The organism is Beijerinckia mobilis (assembly GCF_000745425.1).
Taxonomy (GTDB): Bacteria; Pseudomonadota; Alphaproteobacteria; order Rhizobiales; family Beijerinckiaceae; genus Beijerinckia; species Beijerinckia mobilis.
On the sequence record NZ_JQJH01000020.1, the window covers coordinates 35,347 to 52,838 of the forward strand.

The 17,492-nt window shown below is 59.9% G+C and carries 14 protein-coding genes; 4 read left to right on the top strand and 10 right to left on the bottom strand.

Translation table 11 applies throughout. The features are described from left to right. The first annotated feature begins 153 nt into the window (after window positions 1-153). The gene (locus DL88_RS14380; protein WP_034997353.1) at window positions 154-1,488 is read left to right on the top strand and encodes a dicarboxylate/amino acid:cation symporter; all 1,335 of its coding nucleotides are present in this window, start codon (window positions 154-156) and stop codon (window positions 1,486-1,488) included. Here DL88_RS14380 and DL88_RS14385 read toward each other — a convergent pair. The 6 genes from DL88_RS14385 to DL88_RS14410 all read right to left on the bottom strand — a co-directional run bounded on the left by DL88_RS14385 (window position 1,483) and on the right by DL88_RS14410 (window position 10,746). Beyond that, complete coding sequence (locus tag DL88_RS14385) at window positions 1,483-4,470, bottom strand: bifunctional [glutamine synthetase] adenylyltransferase/[glutamine synthetase]-adenylyl-L-tyrosine phosphorylase (RefSeq protein WP_034997355.1); 2,988 nt, start codon at window positions 4,468-4,470, stop codon at window positions 1,483-1,485. The two genes, DL88_RS14380 and DL88_RS14385, sit on opposite strands and share 6 nt — an antisense overlap. 75 nt (window positions 4,471-4,545) lie before the next feature. After that, window positions 4,546-6,042: an FAD-dependent monooxygenase gene (locus DL88_RS14390; RefSeq protein ID WP_034997451.1), complete on the bottom strand. Its 1,497-nt coding sequence runs from the start codon at window positions 6,040-6,042 to the stop codon at window positions 4,546-4,548. A 59-nt stretch (window positions 6,043-6,101) separates the two neighbouring features. Then, entirely contained in the window at window positions 6,102-6,572 is a 471-nt protein-coding gene (locus DL88_RS14395) for a TMEM14 family protein (protein ID WP_034997358.1), read from the bottom strand. A 138-nt stretch (window positions 6,573-6,710) separates the two neighbouring features. Continuing rightward, window positions 6,711-8,150 (bottom strand): sensor histidine kinase, encoded by a 1,440-nt coding sequence (locus tag DL88_RS14400; protein ID WP_156971120.1) that lies wholly within the window; start codon window positions 8,148-8,150, stop codon window positions 6,711-6,713. Then, window positions 8,134-8,817, bottom strand: coding sequence for a response regulator transcription factor (locus tag DL88_RS14405; protein WP_034997363.1), 684 nt, complete (start codon window positions 8,815-8,817; stop codon window positions 8,134-8,136). Before DL88_RS14405 ends, DL88_RS14400 begins: the two co-directional genes overlap by 17 nt. A gap of 366 nt (window positions 8,818-9,183) precedes the next feature. Next, entirely contained in the window at window positions 9,184-10,746 is a 1,563-nt protein-coding gene (locus DL88_RS14410) for a Do family serine endopeptidase (RefSeq protein ID WP_034997366.1), read from the bottom strand. 308 nt (window positions 10,747-11,054) lie between these two features. On the opposite strand from DL88_RS14410, the gene DL88_RS14415 reads away from it, so the two are divergent. Together DL88_RS14415 and DL88_RS14420 are read left to right on the top strand one after the other, a co-directional pair. After that, entirely contained in the window at window positions 11,055-11,354 is a 300-nt protein-coding gene (locus DL88_RS14415) for a hypothetical protein (RefSeq protein WP_034997368.1), read from the top strand. A gap of 200 nt (window positions 11,355-11,554) precedes the next feature. Then, window positions 11,555-12,886, top strand: a complete 1,332-nt coding sequence (locus tag DL88_RS14420) for a hemolysin family protein (protein WP_034997370.1) — start codon at window positions 11,555-11,557, stop codon at window positions 12,884-12,886. A gap of 68 nt (window positions 12,887-12,954) precedes the next feature. Here the strand turns inward: DL88_RS14420 and DL88_RS14425 are convergent, their stop codons facing one another. Together DL88_RS14425 and DL88_RS14430 are read right to left on the bottom strand one after the other, a co-directional pair. Next, window positions 12,955-13,476, bottom strand: a complete 522-nt coding sequence (locus DL88_RS14425) for a cytochrome c-type biogenesis protein (protein WP_051955994.1) — start codon at window positions 13,474-13,476, stop codon at window positions 12,955-12,957. Window position 13,477: 1 nt separating this feature from the next. Next, the gene (locus tag DL88_RS14430) at window positions 13,478-15,460 is read right to left on the bottom strand and encodes a heme lyase CcmF/NrfE family subunit (protein WP_034997373.1); all 1,983 of its coding nucleotides are present in this window, start codon (window positions 15,458-15,460) and stop codon (window positions 13,478-13,480) included. Here DL88_RS14430 and DL88_RS20405 point away from each other — a divergent pair. Further along, window positions 15,440-15,622: a hypothetical protein gene (locus DL88_RS20405; protein ID WP_156971121.1), complete on the top strand. Its 183-nt coding sequence runs from the start codon at window positions 15,440-15,442 to the stop codon at window positions 15,620-15,622. The two genes, DL88_RS14430 and DL88_RS20405, sit on opposite strands and share 21 nt — an antisense overlap. Here DL88_RS20405 and ccmE read toward each other — a convergent pair. Together ccmE and DL88_RS14440 are read right to left on the bottom strand one after the other, a co-directional pair. Further along, window positions 15,612-16,109, bottom strand: coding sequence for a cytochrome c maturation protein CcmE (ccmE, locus tag DL88_RS14435; RefSeq protein ID WP_034997375.1), 498 nt, complete (start codon window positions 16,107-16,109; stop codon window positions 15,612-15,614). The genes DL88_RS20405 and ccmE overlap by 11 nt on opposite strands. A gap of 255 nt (window positions 16,110-16,364) precedes the next feature. Continuing rightward, window positions 16,365-17,441, bottom strand: coding sequence for an OmpA family protein (locus DL88_RS14440; protein ID WP_034997378.1), 1,077 nt, complete (start codon window positions 17,439-17,441; stop codon window positions 16,365-16,367). Between the last annotated feature and the right edge of the window lie 51 nt (window positions 17,442-17,492).

Below are 17,492 nucleotides of genomic sequence, written 5' to 3' on the forward strand. Positions count from 1 at the left end.
CCCCGAGCTGAGTGTGGGATTGAAAAGGAAAGGCCCGACTGGAACGGATGCGATGCCGTTCATCATGCGGTGTGATCGACCTGAGCTTTGTGCCATGCGCGGCCGGTGAAATCCAGAGAGAGCTTTTGGACGTTTATTGGGAAGGGGTAGGAAATGGTCGCGATCACGCCTGATGCGGTTGGCAAGACCGGAGAGAAAGCCGCCGTACCGTGGTATCGTGTTCTTTATATTCAGGTGCTTATCGGCATCCTGCTGGGTGTCCTTTTCGGTTGGCTGGCGCCGGAGACGGCTGCCGCCGATTGGGTGAAGGCGCTCGGCGAAGGGTTCATCAAGCTCATCAAGATGATGATCGCGCCGATCATCTTCTGCACCGTCGTCTCCGGCATTGCCCATGTGTCGAGCGCGCAGAAGGTCGGCCGTATCGGCATCAAGGCGCTCGTCTATTTCGAGGTCGTCTCGACCTTCGCGCTGGCGATCGGCCTCATTGTGGGCAATCTGGTCCAGCCGGGTCGCGGTGTCGGCGAAAAGCTCGATCCGGCGGCGGTCGCCAAATATGTCGAACAGGGCAAGGGCCATTCGACGGTTCAATTCCTGCTCGATCTCATTCCCGATAGCGCCATCGGCGGCTTTGCGCGGGGAGACGTGCTGCAGGTCCTGGTTTTCTCCATTCTCTTCGGCTTCGCCCTCCTGGGTCTTGGCAAGCGTGGCGAAAGCCTGACGAAACTGATCGACGATGTGGCGCAGGCGGTCTTCGGCATCATCGCCATCATCATGCGGGCCGCGCCGATCGGCGCCTTCGGCGCCATGGCCTATACAGTTGGCCGCTATGGTCCGCATACACTCGGCAATCTTCTCGGCCTTGTCGCAACTTTCTATTTCACCGCATTGTTGTTCATCATTGTGGTGCTTGGCACAATCGCGCGGCTCGCCGGTTTCAGCATTTTCAAATTCCTGTCCTATATCAAGGATGAATTGCTGATCGTGCTCGGCACGAGCTCTTCGGAAAGCGCCTTGCCCGCGCTGATGGAAAAACTGGAGCGGCTCGGCTGCTCCAAATCGGTCGTCGGTCTGGTCGTACCGACAGGCTATTCCTTCAACCTCGACGGCACGAACATATACATGACACTCGCGACCTTGTTCGTCGCGCAGGCTCTCGGCGTGCCTCTCAGCTTTGAGGAACAGATGACGATCCTGCTCGTCGCCATGGTTGCCTCAAAAGGAGCGAGTGGTATTTCCGGAGCCGGTTTTGTCACTCTTGCCGCGACATTGGCTGCCGTCAATCCGGTACTCGTGCCTGGCATGGCGATCCTTCTCGGCATCGACAAATTCATGAGTGAATGCCGGGCTCTTACCAATATCATCGGCAATGGCGTCGCGACGATCATTGTGGCGCGCTGGGAAAAGGAACTTGATCCGGCAGCTCTGCGCGTGGCGCTGGAGAAGGAGGTCGATACCACCCATTTCGAGGAAAAAGATGCCCCGCTATGAGCGGGGTTCCAGCAATCTGAGAAAATGCGCCCGCACGCGGGCGCGATTTTCGCGCAGGACGCGCTGCAGCATGGCGTAATCCGGCAGATCGGCAATTCGGGCCAATCGGCGTTCCACCGCGGCGCCGACGGCCGCTCTTCCGGTTTTGCCGTCATCTATATCCGGATCGAGGATCAGCCTGGCCATTTGCATGACATCACTTTCGAGGCGGAAGGCGTGCAGAAGATCGTCACAGGCTTTCCTGTCGATCAGGGCATGGGCGCCGGCCCGCTCCAGGATGGATGCGGTCGAATTGGTGAGGAGTTCGGGACAATCATAGGCATGGCGCAACACGAGATATTGCGCCAGAAATTCGATGTCCATCAGACCGCCGGCAATGTGTTTCGGGTCCGCTGGATCGGATTCTCCCTTCTGCCGCGCGACGAGCCGGCGCATCGCGAGAACCTCCCCGGCCAGGCTGTCGCCGCGCGGAAGCCGCAGGATGCGTTTGATCGCCATTGCGGTCCGCTCCGCGAGGGCCGCGTCGCCGGCAATGATGTCATGGCGCACGAGCGCCATATGTTCCCAGCTTTCGGCTTCGTTATATTGGTAATCGATGAAGCTTTCGAACTGGGACGCGACGGGCCCCTTGCCACCGCTCGGACGCAGCCGCAGATCGACCTCGTAAAGGCTCCCCCGCCGCGTCGCGACCGTGAGTGCGGAAATGAGGCGTTGGGCGAGACGTGTGTAATATTGCAGTGCATGTAAAGGATGCGCGCCGTCTGATTGCGGCGATGCCGCATCGTAATCATAGACGATGATAAGATCGAGATCGGAACCCGCCGTCATCTCGCCGGAACCGAGCTTGCCGAGTGCGATGACGATGACCGAGCCACCATTGATATGCCCGTGCTGGCTGGCGAATTCCGTTTGCACATGATCGAGGGCAGCCGCAATGATCGTGCGGGCGAGTGCGGAGAAAGCGGTGCCTGCTTTTACCGGCTCGATGAGACCGCTGAGCAGCCTGAGACCGATGAGGAATTTTTCCTCACGCGCGAAGTCGCGCAGGGCATCGAGAAAGGCTTCTGTATGATCAGCCTGCTGCAGAAAGCCCTGGGCGCGTTTTTCGAAGGCTTCTTCCGTCAGCTGTGCATGCAGCATGCGGCCGTCAATCGTCGCGTCGAGGAGGTGCGGATGGGCGATGACGGTCCGCGCGAGCCGCGGCGCGCCGCCGAGAATCTCGCCGAACAGGGCGCAAAGCGAGGGGTTGGATTTCAGGATCGAAAACAATTCGACGGCGGCCGGCATGCGCGACAACGCCTGATCGAAGAGGCCAATGGCTGCATCGGGATCGCCGGAGGCGGCGAAAGCCTGCAATAATTGTGGCACGAGCTCGGTCAAAACCTCTCGCGCGCGCGGGCCACGCAGGGCGGAATGATGGCCGAAATGCCATCCGCGCACCATTTCCGTGATTTTTTCCGGTTGTGTATAGCCAAGCTGCCGCAGCGTTTCGAGCGTTTCCGGATCATCACCGACACCGGTGAAAACGAGGCTGCCGAGCGCCGCGTCAAGGCCCGGCGCCCCTTCGAACAGGCGGGCATAATGATAGGCGACGCGGTCGAGATGATAAGTGACTTCCTTCGTGAAGGATTTGACGCCGCGCAAGCCACAGAACCGGGCGAAACGCCGCAACGCCTCCGTCTCCTCGGGCAGGCGTTGGGTCTGTTCATCGGCGACCATCTGCAATCGATGTTCGATGGTGCGCAGAAAGATGTAGGCGGCTGAAAGATCATCGACCACATCCTGCGTGATCCAGCCCTGCGCGCAGAGTTCTGCCAGCATCGCAAGCGTTGCGGCTCCGCGCAGCGTGCGTCTCTTGCCGCCGAAGATCAATTGCTGGGTCTGAACGAAAAATTCGATTTCGCGGATGCCACCGCGCCCGAGCTTGATGTCATGTCCCGCGACGGTAATGTCGGCATGACCGCGGAAAGCGTGTATCTGACGCTTCATCGCATGAATGTCGGCGATTGCCGCGTAATCGAAATATTTGCGCCAGATGAATGGTTCGAGCTCGCGCAGAAAGGTTTCGGCGAAGGCGATGTCGCCGGCGACAGGACGTGCCTTGATGAGGGCGGCGCGTTCCCAATTCTGGCCGAGAATCTGATAATAATCATAAGCGGCCGGCGCGGCGATGGCGATCGCCGTCGAACTCGGATCGGGCCGCAGACGCAAATCGACCCGCAGCACATAGCCGTCCGCCGTCGTTTCCTGCAGAAGCTTGACGAAATGTTTGGTCAGCCGGACGAAAAACGTCGAGGGTTCCTGCCGCGCGTCGAGCGCATTGGTCTCCGGATCATAGATGACCATCAGATCGACATCGCTCGAATAATTCAGCTCCCGCGCGCCGAGTTTCCCAAGTGCGAGAATGGCGAGACCGCAGCCTTGCGCCGGGCGAGCCGCGTCGAGTGTCTTAAAATGGCCCTGATTAATGGCCTGGCGCAGCAGGAATTCCAGTGTCTGGCTGATGTAGGCGTCGGCGGCATCGGAGAGCAGACGCATCACCATTTGCAGGTCGAAAACGCCGCCGAGATCACCCAATGCGATCAGAAGCGCGATTTCCTGGCGCGTCCGCCGCAGCGAGCGCATGAGCGCGGCTGGTGTTTCCGCTGCTGCGCAATCCCTGGCGAATTGCGCCATGGAAGCGATAAAACCGGCTTCCGGTGTCTGGCTGAGAAGCCGCACAAGCCGTTGTGGATCGACGCGGATCAGATGCCAGAGAAAGGGGGATTGATCGGCCATTGCGGCGACAAGCGCATGGACGCGGGTGTCCTGCAGGATCGGCATCCAGGCCGGATCGAAATCGTGACCCGAATATTTTCCCAGAAAGGTTTGAAACAGATTTTCGGCCCGGCGCTGGCGGTCGGGCAGGGGAGCGGTCGTCAGGCGCTGCCAGAGGGGTGTCGCTGCATCAAGCACGGGCGCATCATCACATCGTTTCGGCATCAGGCAATGGCGCACTCCTTTCCCGGGAGCGTGGGAGCCTCAAGCTGTTCGAACGCGCCGCCGCCCCGCATGCTCTCATTCGGGGTTGATTGCTAGTCGTTTCAGATAGGATTCGACATCATTCCAATGCCCGCGCTTCGAGCGCAGGCCAATATAGCCGTCGGGCCTCACCACCAGCAATTCCTCGGGCCTTGGCGGAATCCTCGGTCGGGCCTCAAGGAGATGCGGATAATTGGCGGTGAAAGCTTCGCCGGTCTGGTCATCGGTTGTAAAAAGCACGAAGCGCGGAACGGTTCCGGAGCCGGGTGGAGGTCCGTCGTAATGTTCCGGCGCGAGCCGCGCGCCGGCTCCGCTGCCGGCGGTCAGGGGGCTATGCGCATAGGCGATTTCCACTTCGCTCATCGTCGCGGCGAGCCGGTCCTGAACCGCATGAAAACCAAACAACAATCGTACCATGAGATCGCGTATCTCGCGCGCGATCGGATTCGCCAACAATCCCATGGATGTCAGCGTGGTTGCATTGCGCAGCACCATCGCCCCGACGGCGCTGCGTTCGGGATCGTAACTGTCGATCAGGGCAGGTGTGGTATCACCGCGCATGATCATGGCGAGTTTCCAGGCCAGATTGACGGCATCCTGTATGCCCGTGTTCATGCCCTGGCCGCCCGCGGGGCTATGGATATGCGCGGCATCTCCCGCGAGAATGACGCGCCCGTTCCTGTATTCCGACACCTTGCGCTCGTTGATGTGAAAATGGGTGAGCCAGGTAGGATCACTCAGGAGCAGCTTGGTGCCGGTGCGGTTGTTGACGACCGTCTGGACCATTGCGAGAGTGGGTTCGGCTGGGAGATGATCCGGGTTGGGTTTGCCCGTGTCGGATTTTCCCATGTTGGATTTTCCCATGGAGGCGATGATGCGTGTCCTCCCTTGCGGCATGGGAAACAGCGCGCAGGGACCATCCTTGTGAAAGTGGATGGCGATTTCGTCCTCCGGCAGGGAAGGGCCGTCGATGCGGACATCGGCGAGGAGCCAGTCATCGTCGAGCGTCGAACCGGCGAATTCGATGCCTAATCCGTGTCTCACCGTGCTATGGGCGCCGTCGCAGCCGATCAGCCAGGGAGTCATGAAGATCTCTTCGTGGCCGTCCGCGTGCCGTAACCGGGTTTCGACGACGGCAGGCCGCTGAACGAAGGAAACGAGTTCCACCTCACGCTCGATGGCGATGCTATAGGTCGAAAGATGGGCCGTGAGCAGCTTTTCCGTCTCGCTTTGCGGCAGCATGAGCGCGAAATTATAGGGGCTGTGTATATCGTCGAAACGCGCATGGGCGAGTGTATGCCCATGACTGTGAAGAGATACCCCATGCACCTTCAGCCCGCCGTCCAGAAAGCCCGTGGTGCATCCCATGCGGTCCATGAGTTCGAGCGTTCGGCTCCATAGTGCGAGCGCCTTTGAAGTCTCGGTCGCGTGGGGGGCGCGATCGATAATGCGCACCGGCTGTCCGAAGCGGGCAAGTTCGGCCGCCATGGTCAAGCCGACGGGTCCGGCTCCGACGATCAGGATTTGCGACATCATTCCGGTCCTGGCGTTCGGGCCCGAACATTCCTCGCGTCAGGCCTCATGAGAAAACATCACGGATTTATGGCGGATACATTGGTCTTGGAGACTTTGTGATAGGCGATGAACAGAAGAATGATGGCGGCAATCAGCAGCGATACGAATCTCTGCCAATCGGCAATATGCTCCCAATAGCTGAAATAACCGAGGACGACGGAAAAGATGCCGCCGAAGATCAGGCCGGTTCCGACTGCCGAGACGGCCATGAATCCGCCGGCAAGGATCGCGGCATAGCCGAGGGGTGCGGAAACATGAAACAGATGGGAAGAGAACTGGACTTGCGCGTCGCTATAGGCTCGCTGCTGGGCTCTTTGCGTCTCGATGGCGGCTTGCCGTTCCTCGGGGGTGGCATTGGGGTTGAAGGCGCGGCCGACCACATAGTCCTGATAACGCGGCGGCGGACTGAATGTGCGCACCCCGTAATAGATCAGGAGCGGAAGAATGATGGCGATGCCAAAACCGATCGCGATCTGTCGCCCGATCATGCAGGACTCCGGCTGAAAAAGAATCGTCTTTTCATTGTAAATGAATCGTGGAGCGATTCTCTTCCAGCGAAAAGGCGTTGATCGAGGGCATCAGATTCGCGGCCTTCCCGCAAGGGGACGATCGGCACGTCTCCGGGGTCAGGTGAGGGCGGGCGCTTCGAGAAGTGGTGGCGCGGTGGGCAGGGCCCTTGTGGCAGGCGCTGCGGGAAATGCGAGAACGACGCGCAACCCGGGCTGATTATCCTCGAGCCGCATGGTTCCATTATGCAGGCGGATGACGGCGGCGGCGAGTGACAGGCCCAATCCCGACCCCGGTCGGGATCGTGAGTTTTCAAGCCGCACGAATCGATCGAGAACGCGGTCGCGATCATTCACCGCGATGCCGGGCCCGTGATCACTGACGCTGATCTCGATCCGGTCGGCGGCATGGATCGCTTTCAGAATGATCTCCGGTTCCGTATTTTCTTCCGTTTCCATGCCGTATTTCAAGGCATTGTCGATCAGATTCGCGAGGACCTGACCAATGAGTTCGCGGCTGCCCCGCATCCGCAGGCCCGGCTCGACATCAAGAACGAAATGCACGCCTTCCTCTTCCGCCGCGGGCTCGTAAAGTTCTCCGACGTCGCGGACCACGGCGGTTGCATCGAATGCGATCATTTCCTCGCGGCCACTGCCGGCCTCGACCCCGGCAATCATCAAAAGCGCGTCGAAAATATGTATCAGGCGATCGGATTCCTCGATGACCTTTTCCAGCGCCCCGCGATATTCCTCCGGCGTTTTGGCGAGCCGTAGGGCCTCTTCCGTGCCGTTTCTCAGGCGCGTCAAGGGTGTCTTGAGATCATGGGCAATATTGTCCGAAACTTCCTTGAGCCCGGCCATCAAGGAGCAGATCCGGTCGAGCATGGCATTGAGATTCAACACCAGCCGATCGAGTTCGTCGCCGGTGCCGGCAAGCGGCAAGCGGCCGGCGAGATTGCCGGCGACGATTTTGCGGGCCTGCGCATTGATGGCGTCGATGCGGTTGAGGACGCGCCGGGCAATCCACAGGCCGCCCAATGTGCCGATGACGATCAGCCAGATCAATGAGGTGACGAGCGCGCCGCGTACGATATGGCGCAGGCTTTCGCCCTCCTCGAGATCATGGCCGACGAGCAGACGGAAGCCTCCGGGCAGCGCGAAGATGCGGGCGATGGCGTAATGATGCTTGTCCGGTTCGTCCGGCCGCTGGTACCTTGTCCGCACGAGGCTCGAATAGCTGGGCGTGCCTTCCGGCAGGCTCAGAATATTTCCGGCGATCGGTTGTCCTGCATGGGTGGTGACGAGGTAGAGATCGGCACCCGGCTGGCGCGTGCGCTCTTCGATGATCTTGACGAGCCGCGTGATGCCGCCCTGCGCATATTGCTCGGCGAGGCCGGTAATGTCGGCATCCACCGTCTGGCCGATCTGATCCTCGATCAACCGCCGCATGTTCCAGCTGATGCGGCCGAGCACGAGACCGGCGCCGATCGCCGTAATCACGAGATAGGCGAAGGAGACCTTGAAGACCGTCGTGCGGAAAAGCTTAATGATCGGCATCACGGATCATGTATCCCACGCCGCGGATCGTATGCAGGAGCGGCGGATCGAATCCCTTGTCGATCTTGGCGCGCAGTCGCGAAACATGCACGTCGATGACATTGGTCTGAGGGTCGAAATGATAGTCCCAGACATGTTCGAGCAGCATCGTGCGGGTGACGACTTGCCCGGCATGTTTCATCAGATATTCGAGCAGGCGGAATTCGCGTGGCTGCAGCACGATTTCCTTGCCGTCGCGGGTGAGCTTATGGGCGAGGCGGTCGAGTTCCAGACCGCCGACGCGATAGATCGTCTCCTCGGCCGCTCCCGGTGGTTTGCGGCGCGCCAGCGCTTCCGCTCGCGCAAGCAGTTCTGAAAAGGCATAGGGTTTCGGCAGGTAATCGTCGCCGCCCGCGCGCAATCCCTTGACCCTGTCGTCGACCTGTCCAAGCGCCGAGAGGATGAGGACGGGCGTTTCGATCTTCTGGGCACGCAGACCGCCGATCAGCGAGAGTCCGTCGAGCTTTGGCAACATGCGGTCGACGATCAGCACATCATAAAGCTTCTCGCAGGCCTGTTGATAGCCTGCAAGGCCATCGCCCGTCTGATCGGCCTGGTGACCGGCTTCCCGAAACGCCTTGACCATATATTGGGCGGCCTCGGCGTCGTCCTCGACAATGAGAATGCGCATAGGAGTCATGATAACGGGATTCCGGGTGTTTGTCTTGTATCGAGCGGTTTGATGCCGGGGCATCATGAGCGTGTTTTCGATTCAAGACATTTGAAAACACGTTTGTTTTTAGCGAGGCGTCCGGATGGCTCCGGACGCCTCCTGAGTTTTAAAAGCGGTGTTGGTCAATAAGTTCGAATCCCGCAGCGATTCGTCAAAAGGAATGAGGCTTCCAGGCAGGGGACATTTCCACGCGGGATGGAAGCAAAAGAATCGTCTGGTCCAAACACGAGCAACGCTGAAAAACGCGAGAATAGGTGGAGGTAGCCAGGGTCTCCGCCAAGAGGGACATGAGCGCCCCCCTGGTTCATCCGCGTCGTGGGCGGTTCAGGACGCAGGTGTCGTGGCGATGGCGACGAAATGAGTGCCTTCCCGGTTCTTGATACGGAGTAGCACAGCTTTGCGGCCCTCTTTCTTGGCACTCGACAAAGTCGAGCCAAGGTCAGATGGGCTGCTGACGGCATGGCCGCCCGCCTCGAGGATCACATCGCCGACACGTAATCCTTTCTGGGCAGCCGCTCCCTCCGGATCGATCTCGGCGACGACGACGCCCTCCTCGCCGGCTCCCGGCACCTGCGCGGCGGGCGCGAGCGTCAGGCCGAGGTCGCCGAGCACGTTTTTATCCAGCGACTTCATGCCGGTTTCGGCCTTGGCCACCTTTTCATTGGGCAGATTGCCGAGCTTCACGGCGACGGTCTTTTCCGCTCCATCATGCCAGTAAAGCAGATCGGCGGTCTTGCCCGGGCCGAGATTGGCGATCTTCTTGGCCAGCTCGCGCGGTCCGTCGATCTTTTCGCCATTGACGCCGAGGATCACGTCGCCAGAGCGGATTCCCGCGCCGACAGCGGGAGAATCGCTCTGGGCTTCCGCGACAAGCGCGCCCTTTTCCGATTTCAGGCCGAGGCTGTCGGCAATATCCGAGGTGACGGGCTGGATTTGCACGCCAAGCCAACCACGCGCGACGACACCCTTGTCCCGCAAGGCTGCGATGACATTCTGCGCGACTTCCGACGGAATGGCGAAGCCGATGCCGACACTGCCGCCGGACGGCGAGAAGATTGCCGTATTGACGCCGACGACCTCGCCTTTCATGTTGAAGGTCGGGCCGCCGGAATTACCGCGATTGACCGGTGCATCGACCTGCAGGAAATCGTCATAGGGGCCAGCGCCGATGTCGCGGCCGCGTGCGGATACGATGCCCGCCGTGACGGTGCCGCCGAGGCCGAAGGGATTGCCGACCGCGATCACCCAATCCCCAACGCGCGGGACGTCATGGGAAAACTTGACATAAGGGTAGGTGCCGCTGTCGTTGATTTTCAGCAACGCAAGATCGGTTTTCTTGTCGGTGCCGACGACCTTGGCGGTCAGCGTTTTTCCGCTATCGGTCGTCAGGGAAACCTCGGTCGCATTCTCGACGACGTGGTTGTTGGTGACGACATAACCATCGCTCGAAATGATGAAGCCCGAGCCCTGAGCCTGGCCGGTGCGCGGCTTGCCGCCATGCTTGTTGAATGGCATTCCCTGATCGCGGAAATGGCGGAAGAATTTTTCGAGGGGGTCGCCCGGCGCGAAATGCGGCAGATCCTTGCTTTCGTCTTCTTCTTCGGCGGCCGGTTCCGCGATCTTGACCTTCACGGAAACGACGGCGCCGCGGACATTATCGACGACATCAGCGAAGGAGACCGGAGCCGTGGCGGATGCGCCATTGAGTGGCGCGGTGATGGGCGCTTCCGCATTGGCGACCTGGGGCGCCAGGAAGGAATGAGCGAAGGCGCCGGTCAGCGCGATGGCCGCCGTGGCTCCGAGGAGAGTCTTGCGCAGGACGGGCCGGTGCGTCTTCATGTCGGGAACCTTATGAGAATCGATCTGGGGAAAATCCGGCTGCGGCATTCAATGCTCCATCTTGATCTTGTTAGATCCGTATCGAATAGGCGCGGCGCCTTGCGCTTGGGTGTAAAGATGGGGGAGTGAGGCTTACCTCGCCATTTCGGAACGATGAAACTTTCGTAACACGTTGAATCCCCACCGCTCAGGCGATTACCAAGAACCCTTTTCAACAAACACCGCCAAGATTTCGGCATCCTGATCGTGAGGATCCACCTCGGCGGCGCAGTCTCCGGATCACGGTGATCGGCATGGATGAAAGCGTTATAAAAATTTTGAACTGAGCTGCAATTCCGTCTAAACCCATCACTGGCTTGGGCGACAATCAAACAGCTGGTGTCTCGCATAGCAGCGCCTATAGCGCCGCAATCGGCATGTTTCGCGCAGGATTGGCATCGCAATGTCAGGTTGCCGCTGGCAGCGATTCGCGGGCTTTATGCCTCGAAGAAAATGCTTTAACGCCGGGCTTCGGCGCGAAGCGGGATATTGATATGATTGTCTTTGCGATCATGACGGAAGTTGTGTCGCGCTTTTCCCGGATCATGATCAATCGTGATCCGCAAGACCTGATCGAGGTGATAGAAGTCGAGACATGGTCTCGATCGGCAATTTGAGACGTTTGTTTTCGGCAGGTTGTGCATGAACTTGCATGGCGAGCCGGGATGGGGCGGGATGGATCTACCCTTATTAACGCGTCGGATTGTCGGATATGGGGCGATTTGCCGGTACGCGGCTTTGACGGAACGGTGCTTTCCGGCTTGGATGGCGAAGCGAACTGGCGAGAGAATCGTCTCGCGAAATGGAGATAACGCCTATGGGCGATGGCAGTAGTCTGAGTGACTTTGTCGGGATTCTTGCTGTCTTCCTGTTGGTTTTCGCCAATGGTTTTTTCGTGGCGGCGGAATTCGCCCTGGTCTCCATGCGGCGCAGCCGCGTCGCGGAACTCGTCGCGGCGGGGCGGCCCAATGCGCAGAGCCTCCAGGCCACGACCAGCCACCTCGATCTGACGCTGGCGGCGATTCAGCTCGGCGTGACGATCTCCTCGCTTGGACTTGGCTGGATCGGCGAACCGGCTCTGGCGCATCTCATCGAACCGCTTTTCAGCGCCTTGCCGCATGATTGGGTGTCCTCCGGTTCTCATGCTGTCTCGATCGCCATTTCCTTCATAATCATCACCGCGCTGCATATCGTTCTTGGCGAACTCGCTCCAAAGAGCCTTGCCTTGCAAAGAACGGAAGCGACCGCGCTTTTCGTCGTCGGTCCGCTTGGATTTTTCCAGTTCATCTTCCGGCCCGCGATCCTGTTTCTGAACTGGCTCGGCAATCAGGTCGTGCGATTGATCGGGCTGCAAGGGGGCAGCGGCGAGGAATCCCGTCATTCTCCGGAAGAGCTCAAATTGCTCATTGCGGCGAGCCGGAAGGCGGGGCTTCTGGAACAGGCCCAGCAGGAAGTACTCGACCGGGTCTTCAACATCGGCCAGCGCAGCATCGGTGATATTATGACGCCGCGCGTCGATCTCGAATGGATCGACCTCGACGACGACCTCGCCGATATCGAGAAGGCGATCCGTGATTGCCGGCATGAGCAATTGCTTGCTGGACGCGGCAATATCGACGAGCCGCTCGGCATGGTGTCGAAAAAGGAACTGCTCGATCAGCTTCTGGATGGTGGCAAGCTCGACCCGGCTGCGGTTTTGCGCGAGCCGCTGGTCGTGCATGAATCGACGGCGGTCTTCCGTGTGCTCGAACAGTTCAAACGGGCGCCGGTCCGTCTTGCGCTCGTCGTCGATGAATATGGCAGCCTCGAGGGAATTGTAACCCAGACGGATCTTCTAGAGGCCATTGCGGGCGATCTCGCCGCTGCTGAAGATGAAACGCCCGATATTGTCGAGCGGGCCGATGGGTCGCTGTTGATAGAAGGCATGATGCCGGCCCATGAGGCTTTCGAACGCCTCGGCATAAAACAGCGCCCGGAAGAGGAAGATTATCACACGCTCGCGGGCTTCGCCCTGCATCAGCTAGAACATCTCCCCGAGGTTGGCGAGGAATTTACCTGGGGTGGTTGGCGGTTCGAGATCATCGACATGGATGGGCGGCGGATCGACAAGGTTCTGGCGACGCGCATCAAGGAATTGAAAGCATCCTGAACCCGCTCCACTCCATGGACGATTGCGATGGGCATTTTACGAATCGCGTGGGAGTGACGCTTCTCTATTCAGGTTGCGTCGCCATTCTGCCCGCCAAGCAATTGGTCGAGACGTTTTTGTTCGGCGGGGTCTAGTGGCGTCCCTTGTGCCATTGTCCGTGCCGTGCCCCTGGACCGATTGCGGGCCGCGCGCCAGAGAACGAAGCCACCGCCAATAAGGATGAGGAGCGGCGTTCCCCATAACAGCACCGTGGTCGGCTCGAAAGGTGGTTGCAGGAGAATGAAGGGGCCGTAACGGGCGACGAGATAGCGCTGGATCTCTTCGTCGCTCTTGCCGGCGACCAATTGTTCGCGCACCAGCAGGCGCAGGTCCCGCGCAAGATCCGCATGCGATTCATCAATCGATTCATTCTGGCAGACCATGCAGCGCAATTGCGCTGAAAGGTGTCGCGCCCGTGTTTCCAGAGCCGGATCCTTGAGGATTTCATCCGGTTCGACGGCCCATGCCATCGGCCCTCCGGCGCTGAGGACGACAAGGACAAGCAGGGGAATGCGCCAGGAAGCGAACAAGGGGGAAAGAAAACGAAACATGTCATTCCGCCGCCTGTGGGAGGGCTTGGCGGTTGATGGCAGCCCGGCGGGCGAGACCAAGGCGCAGCCGCCGGTCGCTGAGGGAGAGAAGACCACCAAAGCCCATGATCAGGGCACCGATCCAGATCAGGGTGACGAGCGGTTTCCAGAACATGCGGACGTTGACGCCACCGTCCGGGCTTTGCTCGGCGATGCTCATATAGATTTGGCCGAGCCCGATTGTGGCTATGCCGGCCTCGGCGCGGCTCGACCGCCGCGCGGGAAAGAAGCGTTGCGAGGGTTCGATGACGGCGCGCTCGACGCCACCCAGGCGCACGCTCGTGCGACCGACGATTTCGGTATAGTTCGGGCCTTGGCGCGGCTCGAGCGCGTTGAGCGTGAGGTCATAGCCGCCGACATTGATCGTTTCGCCGACCTGCATATGGACGATGCGCTCGCTGCCCCAACCCGTGGCGGCAAGCCCAAGCAGGGTGACGCCGAGGCCTGCATGGGCGAAGGCGGTGCCGAAGGCCGAACGCGGCAGGCCGCGCAGGCGGTCAAGAGCTTCCTGCAACGACGCGCCACGACCGTATAGCCGCAAGGCAAGATCGGTGAAGGAACCGATGATCGTATAAAGCGCGAGGCCTGCGGTGAAGACGCTCAGCGCCGGGCCGCCCTGCCAGAGGGCGGCGAGAAGCATCACGCCGAGACCGCAGAAAATCGCGAAGGCCAGCCGCTGGGCCGTGCCCAGAAGATCCCCGCGCTTCCAGGCCAGAGACTGGCCGAAAGGTATGAGCAGGAAGAGTGGAATGGCGAGCGGGATGAAGGTGGCGTTGAAGAAAGGCGCGCCGACGGAAATCTTTTCGCCGGTCAACGCCTCAAGAGCGAGGGGATAGAGCGTTCCGACGAATACCGTGGCGCAGGCGGTGGTGAGTAGAAGATTATTGAGGACGAGCGCACCCTCGCGCGAGACCGGGGCGAAAAGTCCTCCCTGTTTCAGCAGTGAAGCCCGCCAGGCGAAAAGCGCGAGCGAGCCACCGATGAACAGGACGAGGATGAGAAGAATGAAAATGCCGCGCGCCGGATCGCTCGCAAAGGCATGGACCGAGGTGAGGACACCCGAACGCACCAGAAAGGTACCGATGAGCGCGAGCGAAAAGGAGAGAATGGCGAGAAAGATCGTCCAGATTTTGAGCGCGTCGCGCTTCTCCATGACGGCGGCGCTGTGCAGCAGTGCGGTGGCGGCAAGCCAGGGCATGAGCGAGGCGTTTTCGACAGGATCCCAGAACCAGAAACCGCCCCAGCCGAGCGTGTAATAGGCCCAATAGGAGCCCATGGCGATGCCGAGCGTCAAAGCGATCCAGGCGACGAGGATCCAGGGTCGGGCCGTGCGCGCCCAAAGGGCGTCGATCCGGCCGCAGATCAGGGCGCCAGCCGCGAAGGAAAAGGTGATGGAGAGCCCGACATAACCGAAATAGAGCAGGGGAGGATGGATGGCGAGACCCGGATCCTGCAGCAGCGGATTGAGATCATTGCCTTCCATCGGTGCGCGCGCAAGCCTCGCAAAAGGATTCGAGGTTAGAAGGATGAAGAGGAGGAAGGCGCTGCCGATCCAGGCTTGAACGGCAAGGACGCTGGCGCGCAGATCCGCGGGCATGGCGCGGGAGAAGAGTGCGACCGCGCCGCCGAAAATGGCGAGCACGAGCACCCATAGGAGCATGGAGCCTTCGTGGTTGCCCCAAACGCCGCTGATTTTATAGAGGAGCGGCTTCGCCGAATGGGAATTCTCGACGACATTCACAACGGAGAAGTCGGAAACCACATGTGCATAGGTCAGCGCACAATAGGAAAGGATGACGAGGCCGCATTGCATGAGCGCGACGCTTGGCGCCACCGCCATGAGCCGCTGGTCGCGGGAATAGACGCCCCACAAAGGCACAAAAGCATTGATCAACGCCAAGGCGAGCGCGAGGACGAGCGCATAATGGCCGGTTTCGACGATCATTGTTTAATCCCTGGCGGTACTGTCGATCTGTTCGTGGGGGGGGGCGCGGAACGAACCTTAATTGAAACAGGAGCCTTTTCGAAGATTTTGGACCGGGTGGTGGTGTCTGCAAATCGAAAAAGCCCAGTTTGCTTTGGCGACGTCGGATTTTTCAGCGAATGAGCGGCGCAGGTGCCGGGGCGGAATTCTGTTGCGCTTTTTCGGCCGCCTGCTGGCCGTTTTCCTGCCAGACGCCCTGCTTCTTCAAAGCGTCGGCGACTTCGCGCGGCATGTAGCGTTCATCATGTTTTGCGAGCACGCTATCGGCCTTGAGCGTGGCAGTGCCGGTCAACAAGCCTTCCGCCACGACGCCCTGACCTTCCCGGAAGAGGTCCGGCAAAAGGCCTGTATAGGTCACCGCGACGTCATGCTTATTGTCCGTGACGATGAAATCCACGGTCTGGCCACTGTCCTTATGGACCGAACCGGGTTTCACCAATCCACCGATCCGCAGCCGTGCGCCGGGGGCGGGCGCCTTTTCCGCGAGTTCCGTGGGGCCATAGAAAAAGACGATATTATCGCTCAGGGCAAAGAGGATCAGGCCCAATGCCACGCCCAGCGTGCCGAGCGCGCCGAAAATCAAGGCAAGACGGCGTTGCTTGCGCGTCATTGATCCACCCATCCTCTGTTGCGCCAGTCAATCTTCGCTGCTTTAGAAGCAATTCGCTGCGAGTTCAAAACCTTTGTTGCTCCTTGAAGGGCGGCGCTCCACCTTGAGAGCCGCCGTCTGTGTCGCGGGGCGCCGAATCTCCGTCTTTCATTCTCCATTGCATTCTCAATGAATCTTCCTCATCTCGCAGTGGCATGAGGCGGGATTTGGTCATTGAAAACGAAGATCAAACCCCTCCAAACGCACCCCCACGGATCAATTGGTGGTGGCTTCTTCCGCGAGCCGGGCTGATTTGCGCAGCCTGATCTCGATGCGCCGGCGCTGTTTTTCTTCGCCATGGGAAATCGTGCGGGCCAGGGTTTCATCCGGCTTGATGAGCTGTGCGCCGGAAAGGGGGAGAATTTTGTAGTTTTTCAAGCGTGGATCAGCAGAGAGCACGCTGACGACCGCGACCGCGCGGGCGAGACCTAGACCGGCATTGTCGGAAGGCCGTAAATTGCCGATGGCCTCTGGTGACTCGAACGAGGAGGCCAATTCCTGGTCGAGATTGGATCGATGGACGCTCACCGGCTGCTCGTCGGTATGGCCGACGACTTCGATCACATCGACGTCATAATCCTTCGCGGTCTTGAGCAGCGAGGCGATCACCGAGGTCCGCAAGGTCTTTTCGAAGGCGGGTTGCAATTCCGCTTTGCCGCTTTCGAAGAAATAGCCGTCGGCTTCGCTTAGCTTGATGATCGGCGGCCACAAATGTCCGACTTTGTCCCCGCTCGCTAAGCCTTTTTCAACGGTTTCGATAATAGCGGCGTCGGACGCTCTCCCGTCTTGGCCGGTATTCTGGGCAAGCGCCTTTCGCAGGCGGGCGCCGAGCGCGGCATCGGCTTTCACCTGCGGGAGGGAAACGCCCTTTTGCAGAAGCCGATGCGCCTCGGCCAATTGATCTGCTTCGGCGGCGGCATCCGCTGGTGTGAGCCCTGCCTGGTCCAGCTTGTCGACGACGGCTGCGCTTTCGACGAGCTTGCGCCAGAATTCGTCAATACTGGCAGAGGAGGATTGCCTGGCCTTCTGCTCCAGCGCCTCGCGTAATTGCGGGGAATTTTCGATCAGGCTCGCCATATGCGCATTGGCGTCGCGCGCCAGAACGGCAGACCGCAATTGCTGTTCGAGATCGAGCCGCGCCAGTTTCTCGCGTGAGAGAAGCACACCCGTCGCGATAAGGAGGCAGAAGACCAGAAGCAGCATGACTTCGGCCATGGTCAGGCCGAGCACCAATCCGTGCCGATAGGAGGAGGATTGCCGCGTGATATGGGCTGTGACGATTTTCCCGCGCATATCGATTCTCCTGCCTTCGCTCCAACTCCGCCCTCAGGGATTGCTTGCGTT

Excerpts from the sequence above, each read along its gene's own strand:
- DL88_RS20405 (WP_156971121.1), top strand. The coding sequence starts at position 15,440 with ATGGCCGGTTTCGACGATCATTGTTTAATCCCTGGCGGTACTGTCGAT.
- DL88_RS14395 (WP_034997358.1), bottom strand. The coding sequence starts at position 6,572 with ATGATCGGGCGACAGATCGCGATCGGTTTTGGCATCGCCATCATTCTT.
- DL88_RS14425 (WP_051955994.1), bottom strand. The coding sequence starts at position 13,476 with ATGTTTCGTTTTCTTTCCCCCTTGTTCGCTTCCTGGCGCATTCCCCTG.
- DL88_RS14440 (WP_034997378.1), bottom strand. The coding sequence starts at position 17,441 with ATGCGCGGGAAAATCGTCACAGCCCATATCACGCGGCAATCCTCCTCC.
- DL88_RS14385 (WP_034997355.1), bottom strand. The coding sequence starts at position 4,470 with ATGCCGAAACGATGTGATGATGCGCCCGTGCTTGATGCAGCGACACCC.
- DL88_RS14390 (WP_034997451.1), bottom strand. The coding sequence starts at position 6,042 with ATGTCGCAAATCCTGATCGTCGGAGCCGGACCCGTCGGCTTGACCATG.
- ccmE (WP_034997375.1), bottom strand. The coding sequence starts at position 16,109 with ATGACGCGCAAGCAACGCCGTCTTGCCTTGATTTTCGGCGCGCTCGGC.
- DL88_RS14405 (WP_034997363.1), bottom strand. The coding sequence starts at position 8,817 with ATGCGCATTCTCATTGTCGAGGACGACGCCGAGGCCGCCCAATATATG.
- DL88_RS14430 (WP_034997373.1), bottom strand. The coding sequence starts at position 15,460 with ATGATCGTCGAAACCGGCCATTATGCGCTCGTCCTCGCGCTCGCCTTG.
- DL88_RS14420 (WP_034997370.1), top strand. The coding sequence starts at position 11,555 with ATGGGCGATGGCAGTAGTCTGAGTGACTTTGTCGGGATTCTTGCTGTC.
- DL88_RS14410 (WP_034997366.1), bottom strand. The coding sequence starts at position 10,746 with ATGCCGCAGCCGGATTTTCCCCAGATCGATTCTCATAAGGTTCCCGAC.
- DL88_RS14380 (WP_034997353.1), top strand. The coding sequence starts at position 154 with ATGGTCGCGATCACGCCTGATGCGGTTGGCAAGACCGGAGAGAAAGCC.